The sequence below is a fragment of the Pontibacter sp. YIM B11418 genome, from assembly GCF_059278805.1.
In genome coordinates this window covers 201,523-219,535 of sequence record NZ_JCAEMH010000005.1, presented here as the reverse complement: position 1 = coordinate 219,535, position 18,013 = coordinate 201,523, and the positions used below count along the sequence as shown (strand labels likewise).

The 18,013-nt window shown below is 51.1% G+C and carries 20 protein-coding genes; 8 read left to right on the top strand and 12 right to left on the bottom strand.

All coding sequences use genetic code 11. From position 1 onward, the window contains the following. The first annotated feature begins 48 nt into the window (after positions 1-48). The gene (locus AC4QZR_RS13810) at positions 49-225 is read left to right on the top strand and encodes a hypothetical protein (RefSeq protein WP_494481442.1); all 177 of its coding nucleotides are present in this window, start codon (positions 49-51) and stop codon (positions 223-225) included. Between the two features lie 65 nt (positions 226-290). On the opposite strand, the gene AC4QZR_RS13805 is transcribed toward AC4QZR_RS13810, so the two are convergent. Beyond that, positions 291-1,379 carry an MBL fold metallo-hydrolase gene (locus tag AC4QZR_RS13805; protein WP_494481441.1) on the bottom strand — a complete coding sequence of 363 codons (1,089 nt, stop codon included), beginning with the start codon at positions 1,377-1,379 and terminating at the stop codon, positions 291-293. 337 nt (positions 1,380-1,716) lie between these two features. Here AC4QZR_RS13805 and AC4QZR_RS13800 point away from each other — a divergent pair, with 337 nt between their 5' ends. The 3 genes from AC4QZR_RS13800 to pepE all read left to right on the top strand — a co-directional run bounded on the left by AC4QZR_RS13800 (position 1,717) and on the right by pepE (position 3,165). After that, positions 1,717-1,947 carry a hypothetical protein gene (locus AC4QZR_RS13800; protein ID WP_494481440.1) on the top strand — a complete coding sequence of 77 codons (231 nt, stop codon included), beginning with the start codon at positions 1,717-1,719 and terminating at the stop codon, positions 1,945-1,947. A gap of 82 nt (positions 1,948-2,029) precedes the next feature. Continuing rightward, on the top strand, positions 2,030-2,278 hold the full coding sequence (locus tag AC4QZR_RS13795) for a hypothetical protein (RefSeq protein ID WP_253403172.1): 249 nt from the start codon (positions 2,030-2,032) through the stop codon (positions 2,276-2,278). 152 nt (positions 2,279-2,430) lie between these two features. Then, positions 2,431-3,165, top strand: coding sequence for a dipeptidase PepE (gene pepE / locus AC4QZR_RS13790; RefSeq protein WP_494481439.1), 735 nt, complete (start codon positions 2,431-2,433; stop codon positions 3,163-3,165). Between the two features lie 123 nt (positions 3,166-3,288). Here pepE and AC4QZR_RS13785 read toward each other — a convergent pair whose 3' ends face one another. The 8 genes from AC4QZR_RS13785 to AC4QZR_RS13750 form a co-directional block, all read right to left on the bottom strand. Next, positions 3,289-3,738 (bottom strand): hypothetical protein, encoded by a 450-nt coding sequence (locus tag AC4QZR_RS13785; protein WP_494481438.1) that lies wholly within the window; start codon positions 3,736-3,738, stop codon positions 3,289-3,291. Positions 3,739-3,745: 7 nt separating this feature from the next. Further along, positions 3,746-4,180 (bottom strand): hypothetical protein, encoded by a 435-nt coding sequence (locus AC4QZR_RS13780; protein WP_253403175.1) that lies wholly within the window; start codon positions 4,178-4,180, stop codon positions 3,746-3,748. A 43-nt stretch (positions 4,181-4,223) separates the two neighbouring features. Further along, a complete protein-coding gene (locus AC4QZR_RS13775) occupies positions 4,224-4,763 on the bottom strand; it encodes an RNA polymerase sigma factor (protein ID WP_253403176.1) in 540 nt (179 codons plus the stop codon). 132 nt (positions 4,764-4,895) lie between these two features. Beyond that, on the bottom strand, positions 4,896-5,849 hold the full coding sequence (locus tag AC4QZR_RS13770) for a transketolase family protein (protein ID WP_494481437.1): 954 nt from the start codon (positions 5,847-5,849) through the stop codon (positions 4,896-4,898). Positions 5,850-5,865: 16 nt separating this feature from the next. Next, positions 5,866-6,726 carry a transketolase gene (locus AC4QZR_RS13765; RefSeq protein WP_494481436.1) on the bottom strand — a complete coding sequence of 287 codons (861 nt, stop codon included), beginning with the start codon at positions 6,724-6,726 and terminating at the stop codon, positions 5,866-5,868. A 209-nt stretch (positions 6,727-6,935) separates the two neighbouring features. Continuing rightward, a complete protein-coding gene (bcp, locus tag AC4QZR_RS13760; protein WP_494481435.1) occupies positions 6,936-7,388 on the bottom strand; it encodes a thioredoxin-dependent thiol peroxidase in 453 nt (150 codons plus the stop codon). Between the two features lie 133 nt (positions 7,389-7,521). Continuing rightward, positions 7,522-9,414, bottom strand: a complete 1,893-nt coding sequence (locus AC4QZR_RS13755; RefSeq protein ID WP_494481434.1) for a M23 family metallopeptidase — start codon at positions 9,412-9,414, stop codon at positions 7,522-7,524. Next, positions 9,401-10,012, bottom strand: a complete 612-nt coding sequence (locus AC4QZR_RS13750; protein ID WP_494481433.1) for a fumarylacetoacetate hydrolase family protein — start codon at positions 10,010-10,012, stop codon at positions 9,401-9,403. The genes AC4QZR_RS13755 and AC4QZR_RS13750 overlap by 14 nt, the downstream gene beginning before the upstream one ends. A gap of 390 nt (positions 10,013-10,402) precedes the next feature. Between AC4QZR_RS13750 and AC4QZR_RS13745 the strand changes: the two genes are divergently transcribed. Beyond that, positions 10,403-11,197 (top strand): M48 family metallopeptidase, encoded by a 795-nt coding sequence (locus tag AC4QZR_RS13745; RefSeq protein ID WP_494481432.1) that lies wholly within the window; start codon positions 10,403-10,405, stop codon positions 11,195-11,197. A 21-nt stretch (positions 11,198-11,218) separates the two neighbouring features. Then, positions 11,219-11,827 carry a hypothetical protein gene (locus AC4QZR_RS13740; protein ID WP_494481431.1) on the top strand — a complete coding sequence of 203 codons (609 nt, stop codon included), beginning with the start codon at positions 11,219-11,221 and terminating at the stop codon, positions 11,825-11,827. An 81-nt stretch (positions 11,828-11,908) separates the two neighbouring features. Here AC4QZR_RS13740 and AC4QZR_RS13735 read toward each other — a convergent pair whose 3' ends face one another. Both AC4QZR_RS13735 and AC4QZR_RS13730 read right to left on the bottom strand, forming a co-directional pair. Continuing rightward, a complete protein-coding gene (locus AC4QZR_RS13735; protein ID WP_494481430.1) occupies positions 11,909-12,721 on the bottom strand; it encodes an exonuclease domain-containing protein in 813 nt (270 codons plus the stop codon). An 11-nt stretch (positions 12,722-12,732) separates the two neighbouring features. Continuing rightward, entirely contained in the window at positions 12,733-14,112 is a 1,380-nt protein-coding gene (locus tag AC4QZR_RS13730) for a UDP-N-acetylmuramate--L-alanine ligase (protein WP_253403194.1), read from the bottom strand. A gap of 133 nt (positions 14,113-14,245) precedes the next feature. Between AC4QZR_RS13730 and dnaB the strand changes: the two genes are divergently transcribed. Continuing rightward, positions 14,246-15,817 carry a replicative DNA helicase gene (gene dnaB / locus AC4QZR_RS13725; protein WP_494481429.1) on the top strand — a complete coding sequence of 524 codons (1,572 nt, stop codon included), beginning with the start codon at positions 14,246-14,248 and terminating at the stop codon, positions 15,815-15,817. Between the two features lie 167 nt (positions 15,818-15,984). Here the strand turns inward: dnaB and AC4QZR_RS13720 are convergent, their stop codons facing one another. Beyond that, positions 15,985-16,569 carry a nitroreductase family protein gene (locus tag AC4QZR_RS13720; protein WP_253403196.1) on the bottom strand — a complete coding sequence of 195 codons (585 nt, stop codon included), beginning with the start codon at positions 16,567-16,569 and terminating at the stop codon, positions 15,985-15,987. Positions 16,570-16,760: 191 nt separating this feature from the next. Between AC4QZR_RS13720 and AC4QZR_RS13715 the strand changes: the two genes are divergently transcribed. Continuing rightward, positions 16,761-18,008: a PAS domain-containing protein gene (locus tag AC4QZR_RS13715; protein WP_494481428.1), complete on the top strand. Its 1,248-nt coding sequence runs from the start codon at positions 16,761-16,763 to the stop codon at positions 18,006-18,008. Positions 18,009-18,013 lie beyond the last annotated feature (5 nt).

Below are 18,013 nucleotides of genomic sequence, written 5' to 3'. Positions count from 1 at the left end.
GTGAAAAAGACCGGCCTGAGATGTTGAACTTTAAAAAAGGAGGATCAAATGCCACAAGGAGATAAATCGTCTTATACAGACAAGCAAAAGCGTCAGGCAGAGCACATCGAAGAAAGCTACGAGAAAAAAGACGTGAGCAATGAAGAAGCCGAAAAGCGTGCCTGGGCCACGGTAAACAAGCAGGACGGGGGCGGCAAGAAAAGCGGCTCCGGAAGAGGAAAGTAAGGTATAGGAAACCACATAAATTTGTAAAAGAAAGGCCGGAAGCGTTTGCTCCCGGCCTTTCCTGTTTAGGGGTAATTGTTGGTGTGCGCAATTGGGTCGTCTTCGTCCAGCGTGGCAGGCACCGTGGGCGGCATACCCTGCATCGGTCTGTTGTGTGAGAAGGGGCGCTCTCGCATGGCACGCTCATGCTGCTTCCTGTTGTTGTCTCTGTTCCGGCGGCTGTAGGCCACCAGCGCCACCCCGGCCAGCGCCACCAGTCCTGTTGCGGCCATCACTTTCGGGATGGTGTTGTCAGTTGCCGGAGGCACAGAGAGCACACCCTGCTCGTCGGCAATGGCGGGCTCGTGCACGTAGCGCCCATGGGCTGGCACCGCCACTGACCAGAAATCCTTCACCAGCTCTTCCAGCTGGCGCATGAGCTGCGGCCCCTCCATCGGCAGTCCGTGGCCGGTCCCCACCACACTGGGGTTTAGCTCCATCAGTTTCTCCACAGAGTGGTGCGCCGCTCCCCAGTCGGAGGTATAATATTTGGGTGGGCCATGTACCTCCCGCTTCTGCGTCATCACAGCCAGCATCGACTCCCCGTCGCGCGTAATAAAGGCGTCGCCTGCCAGCAGCACCCGGTCGCTCTCGCGGAAGAAGGAAACGTGCCCCGCCGTATGGCCCGGCGTGTGGATCCAGTGCCAGTCTGGCAGACCAGGAACCGAGCCATCGGCTGGCAGGAACTCCAGGTACTCGTGAATATCAATCGGCTTTTTTGGGTACAGGAACGACATATAAGCCATGCCCCCGCCGCCCACGCTCGGGTCTGGTGGCGGGTAGGACGACTTTCCGTTCAGGTAGGGCATCTCCAGTGGATGGGCGTACACGGGCACGTCCCATTCCCGGGCCAGCTCCTTTACGGCGCCGATGTGGTCAAAATGGCCGTGCGTGAGCAGGATGGCTTTGGGACGCTGACCGCCAAAGAGTTCATCCACCACTTTTCTGATTTTAGGGGCGGCACCGTACATGCCGGTGTCTACGAGCACCCATGAGCCGTCGGGCAAGGCCACAAAAAAGAGGTTGACGAACATGGTCTTGAGTCCCCATACTCCCGGCGCAACCGCAAAAGCTTCCTTGCTATCGTGGGTCGAGGTACGATAAGATGTTTCCATAGGCATTTACTATGTTTTGTTTTTAAATGATAACGGGCGGAATATATACTACGGCTGTAGTAGCAATTGGCTGCAGAAAGCCTGCACATTTAACACCCACTTGGCTGATTGTCATTTATTAACTCGAGAGGAGCTTGTATTGCTGCCATAACGCCAGGGTTGGCCGATGTGGGGTATTGGAACTTGTACCTTGAAACAAAGGCATACTTTTTGTGTTAATTCTTAAGCAGACATCCACTAAAATTAATGTGGACAATGTTTCCTGATTGGCAGGAATTATTTATCTTTCTGAAAACGTTACATACACATGGTAAATTTATTTGTTCCCCCAAGCTATATGTCTGTCTACGCGAAGTGTGTGGATGCGTCGATGCCCGCTTTCGAACCGGAAGAGTGGATAGAGGAAGGGAGAGTGTATCCTGTGAAGCACTTTACTGAGCCCCTCAACCAGGGTGACGGCTTTGCCGTGACGATCGTGGATGAGGACGGTGTTGAGATCCATCCTTCTTCTTCGCACTGGAGTTTTGCCTCCACCAGATTTGAATTGTATACCCTTCATTTGAATTAATATCAAAATCGTCGATATTTTCGTTAACCAAAAGGCTGCCCCGGCAGCCTTTTTCTTTGCATAAGGTATGGAGTAGATTTTTATGTTGACTATTACTGAGTTTAATTCGCTCTCGTCCCGGGAGCAGGCCGCTATGGTGTTAGAACAGGGGCGCTATCTGCATCACATTATCCGTGGGTGGTGCAAAATTGATTTGTACTGGTTTCATAACTACTATGTGGAGGTCTGGTTCCTGTACGATCTGAAAACCATCGGGCTGGTCCGCGCCCTCACAAATAAGGCCTCGCTCGACCCCTACCTGGAAACAATCAAGCTCAGAGTCAAAACCTGAAGGTATAGCCAGACTGTCATTCAGTGAGCGCCCGCGCAGTTTACTCCTATGCAGGTATAGCGTGTTGTTTGCAGGAGGATATGGACGGGTGTTCGCCGGAATTTGATACTTTTGCAGGTATACGCGAGCCGTACCATTCAAAATAGAGACAAATGAGAAAAGCCTTACCAAAGAAGCATATCCTTTTAGTGAGTACCTCCACGACCCACGGCACAGGGTACCTGGAACATTGCCAGGACGAGATCAAAGAACTGCTCGGCGACCGTCAAAGCATCCTGTTTATACCTTATGCCCGTCCGGGCGGTATCTCCCACACCGACTATACGGCCAAAGCACGCGAAGCCTTTGAAGCAATGGGCATCAGATTAAGCGGTGTGCACGAGGCGGAGAACGCGGTTACAGCTGTGGAGCAGGCCGAGGCGGTGTTTATTGGCGGGGGCAACACGTTTCTGCTGCTGCGCCAATTATATGCCAACAAACTGATCGAGCCGCTACAGAAGCGGGTAGAGCAGGGCATGCCATACATGGGCACCAGCGCCGGCACTAACGTGGCAGGCAAAACCATCGGTACTACTAATGATATGCCGATCGTGTTCCCCAAATCATTCGACGCACTACAACTGGTTCCTTTCAATATCAATCCCCACTACCTTGACCCGCTACCTGATACTACTCATATGGGCGAAACGCGCGAGACGCGCATTCAGGAGTTTCATGTGCACAACCGCCAACCCGTAGTAGGTTTGCGCGAGGGCAGCATGCTGCGCATTACGGGGGAGAAGATTAACCTGCTAGGGCCGCACCCGGCGCGCATCTTTCTGCAGGGACAGTCCGCGATGGAATTTAAGCCGACCGACGATATAAACTTTTTGCTGGAGGTTTACTAAACCGAAACCTACTGAAAGTCAAAAGCCCCTGCTAAGGTATAGCAGGGGCTTTTTGATTGAAAAAAACAAGGCAAAATGCCAGGTCCTTTTGCTGTTCTCACTATAATTATCTATTCAAAAAAACTACTGTACTTTGTTATTGGCCTCCAGCTTTTTCAGGAGGAGCTTGGTAAACTCCCGCTCACTGCGGTAAAGTTTGATGATCTGGTTCGAAGAGATCACTCGCTGGTAGCGGGCTACGTATTCTTTCTCCAGTTCCAGTTCCTTTTCCTGGGTATTGAACATGCCATCAAGGCGGGCTTTCGCTTCCTGGTCGCTCAGTTGGTCCACGTCTTCGCGGTAGCCGCTGCGGTAGGAGCGAACCAGTTCGCGGCGCTTGGCCTCGTACTCATTGTAGAGCGGCCAGAACTTCTGCGACTGCTCTGCGGTCAGTCCCATTTTGTCCGTCAGGAAGGCCACTTTGGCAGCTTCCACGTTCTCTCTTCTGTCCTGCGAACGGCCACTTTGGGCCATGGCAACAGTACCGCTCAGGGTGAAGGCGCAAAAGAGAAATAAAATCAGTAATCGTTTCATCAGTGCTTTAATAGTCAATCGTATCCAGTTGGTAGTACTCCAGCTCTTCTTCGGCGGCCTTGGAGCTCACGTTCAGAAATTCAGAAGTCATCTCCCTATCTGAAACGGTTTGCAACTCGGCAAAATCAGAGCTCTCGAGCACAGCATAGGTGCTCAGGTAATTCAGTATATCTTCGTCCTGAATGCCAGCCAGGTTCACATTTTGCTGATCCGCCTTGTTATTCAGATTCGCAAAGTAAAGCACACCCAGCACCAATACCAGCATCAGAGGAGCCAGTGCCAAACGCAGCGGCTTCCAGGCGGCGGCATACCAGGGAGCAGGGCTATACCCGGCGCCGGCAGTGCGCTCCATGATCTGCGCAGGCAGTCTGTCGAAGTACTTCTCCGGTACCTCGTAGATGTTGCGCTTGGGCAGGTCGCTTAGTTTAAAATCGTCTTTCATGGTTAATGTACTTATGGGTTAGATGGGCATAGCGCGCTAAAGTTTAATCCCGTTTAATAAATTCTTCAATTTTTTTTACTGCGTGGTGGTAGGATGCCTTCAAAGCACCCACCGAAGTACCCAGAATCTCAGACATTTCCTCGTACTTGAGCTCGTCATAATACTTCATGTTAAAGACCAGCCGTTGCTTGTCTGGCAGCTTTAGCAAAGCTTTTTGAAGTTTTAGCTGTATCTCGTCTCCGTCAATGTTGGGCGAGGAATCGATCTTTTCGGTGAGTTCTGCGGCCACGTCGTTTATGGGCAGAAAGAATTTTTTGCGCTTACTCGAAAGGAAGGTAAGGCACTCGTTGGTGGCGATACGGTAAAGCCAGGTATAAAGCTGCGCGTCCTGCCGGAAATTCTCCAGGTTCTTCCATACCTTGATAAAGACCTCCTGCGTGAGGTCATCCGCATCGTCGTGGTCTATCACCATCTTCCGGATGTGCCAGTAGATCTTCTGCTGGTATTTCCGGACAAGCTGATTGAAGGCCACGTTGCGGCTATCGGGGTTGGCGAATTTCTCTAGAATCTCTTTGTCTTCCACGCGTCAGGTAGCAGGGGCAGGGCGGTTATACCTGTCTGAATATGCAATATAATGCATAAAAACAGAAGGGGCTGCACTTTAACAGTACAGCCCCTTCTGTTTTTGAAAAAAAGCTAAGGTATAGCCCTTGTATTACTTGCGGCTGATTACACGCTCAGCGGCGGCCACAATATTCTCAGTGCTCAGGCCATATTTCTCCATCAGCTGGTCTGGCGTGCCAGACTCACCAAATGAATCGTTCACAGCTACCATCTCCAGTGGAGCAGGCAGCTGACGGCCCAATAGCTGTGCTACCGAATCACCCAGACCACCATTCATCTGGTGCTCTTCAGCGGTTACCACGCACTTGGTTTTGCCAACTGATTTCAGGATAGCTTCGTCGTCAAGCGGTTTGATGGTGTGGATGTTAATTACTTCAGCGTTGATACCTTTCTCGGCCAGTTTGTGACCCGCCTCGATAGCTTTCCATACCAAATGGCCTGTAGCCAGAATGGTTACATCGGTACCTTCGTTCAGCATCACGGCTTTACCGATCTCGAATTTCTGGTCGGCAGGAGTGAAGTTAGGGACTGCCGGACGACCAAAACGCAGGTATACCGGACCTTCGTAGTCGGCAATCGCGATAGTGGCGGCTTTCGTCTGGTTGAAGTCGCATGGGTTGATCACGGTCATGTGCGGCAGCATTTTCATCATGCCCACATCTTCCAGAATCTGGTGTGTGGCACCGTCTTCGCCCAAGGTCAAACCGGCGTGCGATGCGCAAATTTTTACGTTCTTGCCAGAGTAAGCGATCGACTGGCGGATCTGGTCGTACACGCGGCCCGTTGAGAAGTTCGCAAACGTACCTGTGAAAGGAATCTTGCCGCCGATCGTCATACCTGCTGCCAGACCCATCATGTTGGCTTCGGCTATACCTACCTGGTAAAAACGCTCTGGGAATTCCTTTTTGAAGGCATCCATTTTAAGCGAACCGATCAGGTCAGCGCAAAGGGCTACTACGTTCGGGTTGGTGCGGCCAAGCTCCAGCAAGCCTACGCCAAAACCAGAACGGGTGTCTTTTTTCTCTGTATATGTATACTCTTTCATTGCTATGTTTTAAAGCTTAGTAATCTGAAGCTGCCTCTACGGCTAATTGCTGAAGTGCGATCTCGAGCTGCTCGTCGTTCGGTGCTACGCCGTGCCACTTGTGCGAACCCATCATGAAGTCCACTCCAAAGCCCATCTCGGTGTTCATCAGGATCATCACTGGTTTGCTGTTGCCAGTAGCTTTCTTCGCATCTTCGAGTGCGGGTAGCAGGGTTTCAAAGTTGTTGCCGTCCGCCTCCAGTACATGCCAACCGAATGCTTCGAATTTGGTACGCAGGTCGCCCAACGCCAGTACCTCTTCCGTACCGCCGTCGATCTGTTGGTAGTTGCGGTCCACTGTCGCGATCAGGTTATCCACTTTATTGTGAGCAGCATACATGGCCGCTTCCCATACCTGTCCTTCGCCCAACTCGCCGTCGCCCATCAGCACGTATACCAGGTTGTTGTCCTTGTTCAGCTTCTTAGTCTGAGCAGCACCAACTGCCACCGAAAGGCCCTGGCCCAACGAGCCGGAAGCTACGCGTATACCTGGCAGGCCTTCTTCTGTAGCCGGGTGACCCTGCAGCCTGGAGTTGATCTTGCGGAAAGTAGCCAGTTCTGACACTTCAAAGAAGCCGGCGCGAGCCAACACACTGTACCATACCGGCGAGATGTGTCCGTTTGACAGGAAGAAAAGGTCTTCGCCTTCGCCATCCATGTTGAAAGGTTTTGCCTTGTAGTTCAACACCTTGAAGTACAGCGACACGAAATAATCCGTGCAGCCGAGCGAGCCGCCCGGGTGGCCGGAGTTTACCGCATGCACCATGCGCACGATGTCACGGCGAACCTGTGCCGCAATTTGCTTCAGCTCGTCGATGCTTTTGTTGTGTGGGTTCACGTTTTATGAATTGTTAAATTGTTGATTGCTAAATTTTCTAATTTTTGATTGCTGAATTGTTCATTCCTGATAACAATCAAGTGTATTTTCTTCCAGCACACGGGTCAGGCTATACCTGAAATGCTGTAGCCAGGTGTCTTGTCTCTCTTCCGGAAACAAATATACAACGAAAAAAGCGCAGCCGTCTTTTCGGACAACTGCGCTTTGCGTTAGTTTTTCAGAATCTGGGCGGCGTGGTCGGCCGTTTTCACTTTCGTGATAATGTCCTCGATGGTGCCCTCCTCGTCGATGATGAAGGTGAATCGCATGGTGCCCATGTACTTGCGGCCATACATCGATTTCTCTTGCCAGACCCCATATTGCTCTACCAGCTTTTTGTCAGTGTCGGCCAGCAGTGTAAAAGGCAGTTCAAATTTCCCAATGAAATTCTGGTGTGACTTCTCGCTGTCGATGCTCACCCCGATCACTTCGTAGCCTTGTGCCTGCAGCTCGCTGTAATTGTCGCGCAGGTTGCAGCTTTGGGCGATGCAGCCGGGCGTGTTGTCTTTCGGGTAGAAATACATGACCACTTTTTTGCCGCAGTAGTCGCTCAGCTTCACCGTGTTGCCGTGCGGGTCTTTTGCCTCAAACTCCGGCGCTTTATCTCCGATTTTCAGTTCCATGGTTTCTGTTTTTCGCTGGTTCCGCAGGTATAGGCTATACCTTTATAATACCAGTCTTTTCAGTTTTATCCAGTAGGTAATGTCCTGTGCAAGTAGTTTTACGCTAGCAATTGTTGCGCGAGTCAATTACAAGCTAGATAGTGGTCGTAAACACGGCCTCGTTTCCTGCATTGTCTTTTACCTTCAAGACTACTTTCCCAGACAAAGGTAGGCTTTTATCTAATTTTTCGGAGTATATGGTGGCAGTTTTATGCTCGTACTTCATCAGCAACCACTTGCCGTTCACTTCGCAGCGGAAAGAGTTGACGCCCGACAGGTTGTCGCCAATCCGGAATTTGATCTGCGTCGGGCTTTTACTGAGTAGTTTAATAGTAGGAGCTTTCACGTCCTCAAGCACCTTGAACTTGCCCATCGCTCGAGCCGAAAAGGTGATGCTGTTGCCATCCCAAACGCCACCCAGCATGCCGCGGCCTTTGCCTAAACCGAGATAGTAAACAGCAGCCTTGCTTTTGTCAGTTACCGGGGTGCCCGGCGTAATGGTCACTTTGATAGGCTTGTGCAAAGGCGTGTAGTAGTCGCCAATGGTATACACTTCGCCTTCTTTTCTGGCCTGCAGGTATAGTGTGTCGTATAAACTTTCTTTGCTAAAGCGGATGGTCATGTCACGGTTTGTAAAGCTGTGTTCCTGCCCCGCAGGTATAGCAGCCTGCAGGTCGAGTAGGGTGGTGGTACCACAGTACTCGAGCGACTCTGGCAGACCGCCGCGAAGGTCGTACAGACTCACCGAGGCAGCACCTTTTGTATAGCTAGGCACCAGCATCAGCCGTTGGTTGTTCACCACCATCTCCACGTTGCGCGGTGTAGATGATGTATCAGATGCGTTCACTTTCAGGATGTTCCCGATGATCTCGTAGCTCAATTGCGGTTTAGTTACTTTGCCATTTGCCGCCTGCGTGAAAGTCGGTTTCTGCCCCTTCATTACAAAAGTCAGGGTAGACGCATTGTTATAAGTGTCTTTCGCGACAAGCCGGATGTGATAAATCGAGTCGGCCTGCACATTGAGCCTGCCCCGGTTCTGCGGTGCGGTATAGAGCGGCAGGTCGTTGCCGTAGTCTACATACGCTTTCTGGAAAGTGCGGCCCGTGCGGCGGTACACGTTGTAGTTCACGTGTTGCGATACCTGCTTCGAAAGCTCAAAAGGCACGCGGTCGATGTGGTGGTTGTATACCTGCCGGTCGTTCACATACACGGTCACATCCTGCGTACCGTTGCGGTTTTGAGTATCGTCATAGCGGTCGATGGTCTGCAGCTCAAAGCCGATCAGGCCGTGTGCGAACACCGTGTCCGGCAAGGTATGGACGCCATTAGTTTTCTTTGGCGTGAACTCCCTCCGGGCAAACTCACCATTGATGCGGGCGTGAATGTTCAGCGGCTGTATACCCAGTCCCAGCAAATCGGGCGGCGTGGTGTCGATGACTTCCTTAAAACCCCAGCGAAGCGGATTGTACAGGCGGTCTTCTGCATCGCGAATCTCGAAGTGCAGGTGCGGACCACCGGAGCCCCCTGTGTTACCGGATAAAGCGATGATTTGCCCTTTCTTTACCGGAAACAGGTTTTTCTCCGGGAACACCTCCAGCTCAAAGGTCTCCTTCTCGTACTGTTTCTGCAGGATATAATCCGCCAAAGGATCATAAAAAGCCAGCAAATGCGAGTAGGTAGTGGTGAGGCCGTTCGGGTGCGTCACGTAAATGATGTTGCCATACCCGTAAGTCGACATCTTCACACGCGAGATATAACCGTCTGCGGCAGCATATACCGACAAACCTTCGCGCTGGTCGGTTTTGATGTCGAGGCCGCCGTGGAAGTGTGTGGCGCGTATTTCGCCCATGGAGCCGGACAGGAAGTTGCGCACTCCTGGCTTTATGGGGAACATAAAGTAACCCTGTTCCGGCGCCGGTTGGGCGGCCAGTCCGAGGGTAGTAAATACGTAAGCGAAAAGGAGCGCGAGGCGCTTATTTAATTTCAAAATCAAGTAGTTTTTTATCTTCAACATAGCCTTCCAATCTGTCGCCGATCTGCACCGGGCCCACTCCCTCAGGCGTACCTGTAAAGATAATATCGCCTTTCTTCAAGGTAATGAAGCGGGAGATATAGGCGATGATGTCGTCAAAAGTGTTCAGCATCATCTTTGAGTTGCCATTCTGTCTTGTCTCGCCATTCACTTCGAGCTTGAAGTTGATGTCCTGCAAATCCTCAAACTGATCAAGCGGCAGAAACTCAGACACCGGGGCAGAACCGTTAAAGCCTTTGGCAAGCGTCCACGGCAGTCCCTTGGCTTTGGCCTTGGCCTGAAGGTCGCGGGCCGTGAAGTCTATACCTAGGCCAATGGCATCGTAGTATTTGTGCGCAAACTTCTTGTCAATGTTTTTGCCTTCGCGGCCGATTCGAAGAATCAACTCTACTTCGTGGTGGATGTCCTGGCTGTATTCCGGGTAGTAAAAAGGCTCGTTGTTGCGGAGGATGGCTGTGTCAGGCTTAAAAAATATCACCGGTTCGTCCGGCACTTCGTTCTTCAGTTCGGCTATATGATCGGCGTAATTGCGGCCGATGGCTACTATTTTCATAAAATGTTAAGGGCGTTTTCTTTATCGATTCTCAAAAATAGGCTATATCCGGTTTTCATGCAGCATGATTCTGCAAAAAGAATCTGTTTCAGAACAATTTTTTAAGGCATCCCACACCTGCGAACAGCTACAGCCATTTTTATACTTTAACAAGAGAAGTTCTGCTTTATTGTGCATACGGGGCGCACAACATTTTATAATACAGCGTTCGTATACCTCCATTATGCCGGACAAGGTGACAGTCTGTAGTTTTGTGTCAGTTTGCACTTTGTTTTATCGATTAAAGTATAGTAATTTTATCATATTAAACGATCCACTCTATCCTGATTCTTAAAAATTGGTTCAAAATTTGAAAAGCCTTTTTGAAAGAGTCATTTAAATTTTAAAACTATGTACAAGAAGTTAATTGCCTTTTCAATAGCGGTAGTGATGATGGTCGCCTGTACGACAGTACCGATCACAGGCCGCAGACAGCTGAGTCTCGTGTCAGACGCGCAGATGATGCAAATGAGTTACGACGCCTACGACCAGTTCCTGAAAGAGAACAAGCTATCGCGCGATGCACAGGCCACGGCTATGGTGAAGCGCACCGGACAGCGCATTCAGCGTGCAGTGGAGCAGTATATGGCTGCCAACAACATGTCAGATCAGTTGCAGGGCTTCGCGTGGGAGCACAACCTGATCGAGGATGACCAGGTGAACGCATGGGCCATGGCCGGTGGTAAAACCGTGACTTACACAGGTATACTGCCGATCGCTCAGAATGAAACAGGCCTTGCTGTGGTAATGGGTCACGAAATCGCCCACGCTATCGCCAAGCACAGCAATGAGCGCATGAGCTTACAATTGGCGCAACAATTCGGTGGACAGACGCTTTCTGCGCTGGCCGGTGCTCAGCCAGGTATAGCGCAGCAATTGCTCATGACGGCCTATGGCGCAGGTTCCGGACTTGGTGTGCTGAAGTATGGCCGAGATCAGGAGAGCGAAGCCGACCGTTTGGGTCTGATCTTTATGGCTATGGCAGGTTACAATCCGCAGGAGGCAATCCCTTTCTGGGAGCGTATGGAGGCTAAGTCCGGCGGTCAGGCACCACCGGAATTCCTGAGCACGCACCCGAGCGCAGGTACACGTCGCGCTAACCTGCAGAGCTATATGCCGGAAGCGCTGAAATACTACAAGAAATAATCACTAACCCGATAAACCTACATGACTCCATCACCCTTAGCCAATGGCCGGCAATTGCTGCTGACCTGCCTGCGCTGGTCGCTGGCCCTGACTCTGATCCTAGTGGTAGCGGCTGGCTGTTCGCGCCGCGAAGCTTTCCCGGAGGAAAGTGAAGAGATGCCACTCGACGAGGAGGCAGGACCTAAGTATGACGGGCAACTATTGGCACAAGTGGTGTTGGATGAGATCGATTTTGTAGTGTCGGAGCAGGAACTGGTGCAGCCTTTTATAAAGGAGTTTGGCAACGGCACGGTGGTGAACAAAGTAACGATCCACAAAGTGCAGGACAATAAAAACCTGCCTGCTACTTATTACCTGGTGGGTCTGGGCATGTACAACGGCTCTTTCCGCTCAATGGCGCTGGAGCTGGATGTGGCTTCAGACAATAGCCTATACCTGAGCAGTAAGTCAGTGAAGCACATTTGCGAGGCTACAGCCGGCTGCGATTTCTGTTATTTCTCCTTCGAGGACAACAGAATCACCGGTTGCCAGTGTTCGATCCGCGCCGCCGGTTACGACTGCCGTCATAAAGTGCAGGAAGGCAACAACCTGCTGCAAGGTGTGAGGTTGAAGAATTCGGGACAGAAGTAGTCCAGAGTATAACCAAAAAAGAGCGGGCTGCCAGTTTATCTGGCAGCCCGCTCTTTTTGCGTCTGTGTTTCGCTATTAGTGCTAAGACACGCTACTCTGCATGTTTCTCAATCTTATGCGAGTCAGGATTTTTTTGGTATAGAGCGGGAAGTCGCCTTTCATCATCCAGTCGTAGTAGCTTGGCTCTTTGCTGAGTATTTCCTCTACGGGCACATTGCGGTGCTTGCCGAAGTTAAATACTTCCTGCCCGGCGTTGTTGTACACAATGCGGCCCGCCAGGTCGGCGGACTTCTCAAATGTGAACTTGTGGAGCTGGGCCATGTCGTTCTGGATCGGGGTATCTTCTATACCTTCGGCTACCTCTACCACGGTGTTTTCGTAGCGTTCCAGTTGCGCTTTGAGGATGTGGTAAGTGGCCACGGTGTCGGCCTCAGCGCTGTGGGCGTTCTCGAGCGTTCTGTTGCAGTAGTATTTGTAGGCAGCCGAGAGTGTGCGCTTTTCCATCATGTGGAAAATACGGCAGGCGTCCACCACATGGCGGTTGTCGATGTCGAAGTCTATACCTACGCGCAGGAACTCCTCGGCCAGCAATGGTATGTCGAAGCGCACCAGGTTGTAACCGCCCAGGTCGCAGCCCTCCATAAACTGGTGCAGGTTGCGGGCCACCTGCTGGAAAGTAGGAGCATCCTTCACGTCCTCGTCGTATATTTTGTGTATCAGGCTCGACTCGAGCGGGATCGGCACGGTCGGGTTGATGCGACGCGTTTTGAGGATTTCCTCTCCGTTAGGCATCACTTTTAACACGCTGATCTCGACGATACGGTCCTTACAAATGTCGGTACCGGTGGTTTCAAGATCGAAGAATACGATGGGGCGCTTCAGGTTCAATTGCATGGTTGGATGGTTTACAGAACCGCTTTTTTTAGCGCCTCCAGGTCAAGATTTTGATAAGTGCCGGAGCTCATGAGCAGCAGATTGGCGTTTTGCCAGTCCATCCCTTTCAGGTGCTCGAGCAGGGTGGTTGAGTCGGTATATACCTGCAGCTTCGGGTTGCCGAAAGCATTGCGAAGATCTTCTTCTGAGAGCATCTCCATGCGCTTGTGTTCCACCGTTTTAGGGCTGAAAAATACTATGGGTACATTAGCTCTGTCAAGTGAGCGGGCATACTGCGGCAGGAAGTTCTTGTTAAGACTGCTGAAGGTATGCAGCTCCACACAGGCCACCAACTTGCGTTGCGGGTACTGTGTTTTTACGGCTTCGGTCGTTGCTTTTACTTTAGAAGGCGCGTGGGCAAAGTCACGGAAAATCACGGTTTTGTCGTTTTCGCCGAGTTTCTCCAGTCTCTTGGCAGCCCCTTTAAAAGTCTTGAGCGCTTCGTAAAAGTCAGGTGCCTTAATACCAATCTTCTTACAGACTTCCCGGGCTGCGCTGATATTCCGGAGGTTGTGCTCCCCGAAAAGCGGGATCTCCACATCACCCTCTTTTTTCGTGTGTAGAATGGTCTTGCCGTTAACGATGCTGTGCGGATGTACTGTATAGCCAATGTAGTTGATGTCGGCGGGGTTGCGTGGCACGGCTACCAGCTGTACCTGCTCGTCGTCCTGGTTGTAGATGAGGGTGCCGGCCTTTGGCGTCATCTCCGCGAAAATGCGGAACTGCTCACGGTATATTTCGGGCGTTGGAAATACGTTGATGTGGTCCCAGCTGATGCCGCTGATCACACCGATGTGGTGGTGGTACAGGTGGAATTTCGGTACGCGCTTGATCGGGTCGGAAAGGTACTCATCGCCTTCGATGATAATGATCGGGGCGTCATCCGTGAGCCGCACCATGCGGTCGAAGCCCTGTAGCTGCGCACCTACGGCGTAGTCGAACAGGCGGCCACAATGCTGGAGCACGTGCATGATGATGGAAGTGATGGAAGTCTTGCCATGGCTGCCGCCGATCACGATGCGCTGCTTGTGCTTGCTCAGCTCGTAAATGAAATCCGGGAAAGAGTAAACCGGTATACCTAGTTCCTGAGCGCGAAGCAGCTCCGGGTTTTCGGCGCGGGCATGCATCCCTAAGATAACAGCATCCGGGCGGTCGTCCAGTTTCGCCGGAAACCAGCCTTCCTCAGCCGGCAGTATACCTGCAGCAGCCAGTCGGCTTTTGGCCGGCTCGTAGATCTCATCATCCGAGCCAGTCACTCTTATACCTTGATCGTGCAGCGCCAGCGCAAGGTTGTGCATGATGCTGCCACCTGTGGCAATCAGGTGAATGTGTTTAAAATCCGTTCTCTCCATAATCCGTGCTATCCATTTAGCGAACCGACAAATTTATCATTCCTGACTTAAATGTAAATAGCTATACGCTAATATGTGGATATCTTCCGTATTTTGTGGATTACTTGGGCGGCTTACTTTTTAAATTTGTGGTATGGAGGAGATGAAAATGAACGTGCGGCCAACTGGCAACCGCGGCACCTGGAGCAAAAAAGTGCCTGCCGTGGCAGAGTTGGGTAAAAAACCGCCGCAGGCACTGGATTTGGAGGAGGCCGTGCTAGGCGCTCTGATGTTGGAGAAGGATGCGCTTACTACGGTTATCGACATTTTGCGACCCAACTCTTTTTACAAAGAGGCGCACCAACGAATTTTTAAAGCGATCCTGGCCCTGTTCGACAAGTCAGAGCCAATCGATATCCTGACCGTAACGCACGAACTGCGCGAGAATGGTGAGTTGGAGCTGGCAGGAGGTGCTTACTACGTTACACAGCTGACAACCCGCGTTAACTCGGCGGCCAACATCGAGTACCACGCCCGTATCATCACGGAAAACTCGATCAAGCGAGACCTGATTTCGATCTCATCTGAAGTACTTTCGAGCGCTTTTGAAGATACCACCGACGTATTCGAACTCCTCGACAGAACCGAGGCCAAACTCTACGAAGTATCGGAATCCAACATCCGGAAGAACTTCGACGACATGCGCTCATTGATGCATGCCGCTATCAAGGAACTGGAAGAGAAGCGCAAGCAAACAGACGGTCTGACCGGTGTGCCAAGCGGCATGACGGCCCTGGACCGCGTAACTTCTGGCTGGCAGAAATCGGATTTGATCATTCTGGCGGCCCGCCCTGCCATGGGTAAGACAGCCTTCGTGCTTTCCTGCCTGCGCAACGCAGCCGTTGACTTTAAAAAGGGGGTGGCGATCTTCTCGCTTGAGATGTCCTCGCTGCAGCTGGTGAATCGTCTGATCTCTTCGGAGGCCGAACTTGATTCAGAGAAGATCAAAAAAGGCAGTCTGGAGGATTACGAATGGGCGCAGCTCAACCATAAAATAGCGAAACTGACCGAAGCGCCGATCTTTATCGACGATACACCGGGTCTCTCTATTCGTGAGCTCCGGACCAAGTGCCGCCGCCTCAAAGCACAGTACGACATCCAGATGGTGATTATTGACTACCTGCAGCTGATGAGTGGAAACGCGGAAGGCAAGGGTGGGGGTAACCGTGAACAGGAAATTGCCTCTATTTCGCGGGCCATGAAAATGCTAGCCAAGGAACTGAACGTGCCGGTGATTGCGCTTTCGCAGCTGAGCCGTGCCGTGGAAACCCGTGGCGGTGACAAGCGTCCGCAGCTGTCTGACTTGCGTGAATCCGGTTCCATCGAGCAGGACGCCGATATGGTACTCTTCCTTTACCGTCCGGAATACTACGGCATCACGGAGGATGAAATGGGCAACCCGACAGCCGGAGTGGGAGAGGTAATCATAGCCAAGCACCGTAACGGCTCGCTGGAGAACGTACAGCTGAAGTTTATCGGCAAATACACCAAGTTCACAAACCTGGACTCTGATTTCGGTGGTGACGGCGGTTTTAATGCCTTGCCTAACAGCAGCTTCGACACCGAAACGCCAGGCGCCATCCGATTGGGTAGCCGCATGAACGACGGCGGTAAGGGTGGGGGAGGATTCCCTGCCTCAGGCTTCGACGACGAACCACCGTTTTAAGTTTTAGACAAAAGACATTTTTGACAAAGGACAAAGGACTTTGATAAAGAAAACAGACGAACGGGGAATTAGCCCTGTTCTAGCGTTCATTCTAAATGAAGTCCTTATAAAATCTTAAGCCAAAGGAAGAAAAGCCGCTGCGCCCCAGAGCCGGCGGCTTTTCTATTTTACATCCACTCCACTTTCTCATCCAGTGGCACCGTGCGTTTGCCTTCTCCGGCAGAAGCATCCGCATAGCCCAAGTATAGAATGCCCAGCACGACATCCTCATCGCGAAGGTGCAGCATCTCTTTCATAGGTGGTTGATACGCCATGCCGCCAGAGCCCCAATAGCTCGCTATACCTAAAGCCGTAGCACCCAGCAATAGGTTTTGGATGGCGCAGGAAGTGGCAGCAATCTCCTCTAGAGCGGGAATTTTGGGCAAGTCACCACGCTGCATGTACGCCACGAGCACATGCGAAGCCTGGTCGCCCATGTGTAGCAATTTGTTATAACGCTGCTGCAGGAAATTCTCTTCTTCCACGTGCTTTTTGTACAGCTCAGCATGCGCCAGGCAAAAGTCCTGTACTTTGTCGCCGGCGTATACCTTGAAGCGCCAGGGCTCCGTGTGGCCGTGCGTAGGCGCCCAGTCTGCCAGTTCGAGTAGTTGCTTTATCTGCTCGTCAGGTATACGCTGTCCGTTCATTTTGCCGGGCTTCGTCGTTCTGCGATTTTGTATGATGTGGCTTATTTCAGAGAATGATGCGTTCATAGTGATGGCTTTTTGATTACTGCAAAGGTACGGACTGATATTGCCCCTTCCCAACTGTTACTTACTACTGTCAGAAACAGCTGGATAATTTGAAACAATACTGATGCGGGAATAGCTTTAGTTCGGTGCACCACAGTATCTGCACAAGTTTCACTATCTTTCAGACCCTTTTCAGACGTTAGTAATTCTCTATGGACTTTAATCTATTATTTGATAGCATACCTGAACCTATTGTGGTGCTTTCCCGGGAGTACAAAGTTGTGGCAGCAACGGATGCTTTTCTGGAAACAAGCCTGCGTACAAGAGAACAGCTAATAGGATCACATTTTCTTTTGGAGGCATTTCCAGAGAAAGAACTCGCTTACCAGGACAACCTGGTCAGAAAAGGGTTAGATCAGGTGCTGGAAACCAAACAACCCGTCCGGCTGGGGGTAATGCGCTACGATATTCATACACCTGGATCGAAAGAAGGTGCCTATGAAGTGCGCTATTGGGAAATAAACCAGACTCCGGTTCTTGACAGCGAGGGGAATGTAACATACATTATCCAGAAACCCTTGGATGTAACAGAACGCGAAACATCACAGGCAGCTTTGCAAAAAAGTGAAGGGAAGTTCAGGTTTATGGCAGATGCCATGCCACAGTTGGTTTTTACTGTAGATCAGGATGGAAGCATATCCTATTTCAACAAGCGCTGGGAGGAGTACACAGGCAAAAGTTTGCAGGAGCTGATGCAGACTGGATGGCAACAGGTCATTCACCCTGATGATCTGGAAAATACGATGGCTAAATGGGAGACGGCTGCCAACTCAGGCACCGAGATGCAGATAGAGTTGCGCAAGCGCGATAAAAACGGCACCTATCGCTGGCATCTGTGCCGTTCCATACCTATGAAAAATGCTGAGGGCAACATTACGATGTGGATAGGCAGCTCGACTGATATACACGATACAAGAAAACTGGTGCAGGAACTGCTGGACTCCAACGAACAGATGGTACTGCTGGCAGACCAGGTGCAGCATGCCTATGAAAAAGCTGAATCAGAGCGTAAAACACTGGAAAGACTTATTATGGAAGCCCCTGCTATGTTTGTCATACTCAGAGGTTCTGAGCACAGGTTTGAACTGATGAATGACAGATACAGGCAATTGTACCCGGGACGGGACCTGATCGGAATGCCATTAGGGGAGGCGCTGCCTGATATTAAAGCGCAGGGCTTTACCAAATTGCTCGACAAGGTATACCAGACGGGTGAAACTTATATCGCTGAGGGCGTACCCATCATTTTGCCTAAGGCCGGTTCCGATGAGATGGAAGAAAGGTTCTTTAACTTCTCTTATCAGCCTATATATGAAGCTCAGAAAATTACAGGTATACTGGCTTTTGGCTACGATATAACAAATGAAATACTGTTCAGGAAGAAGTTGGAAAATCTGTAGCCCTT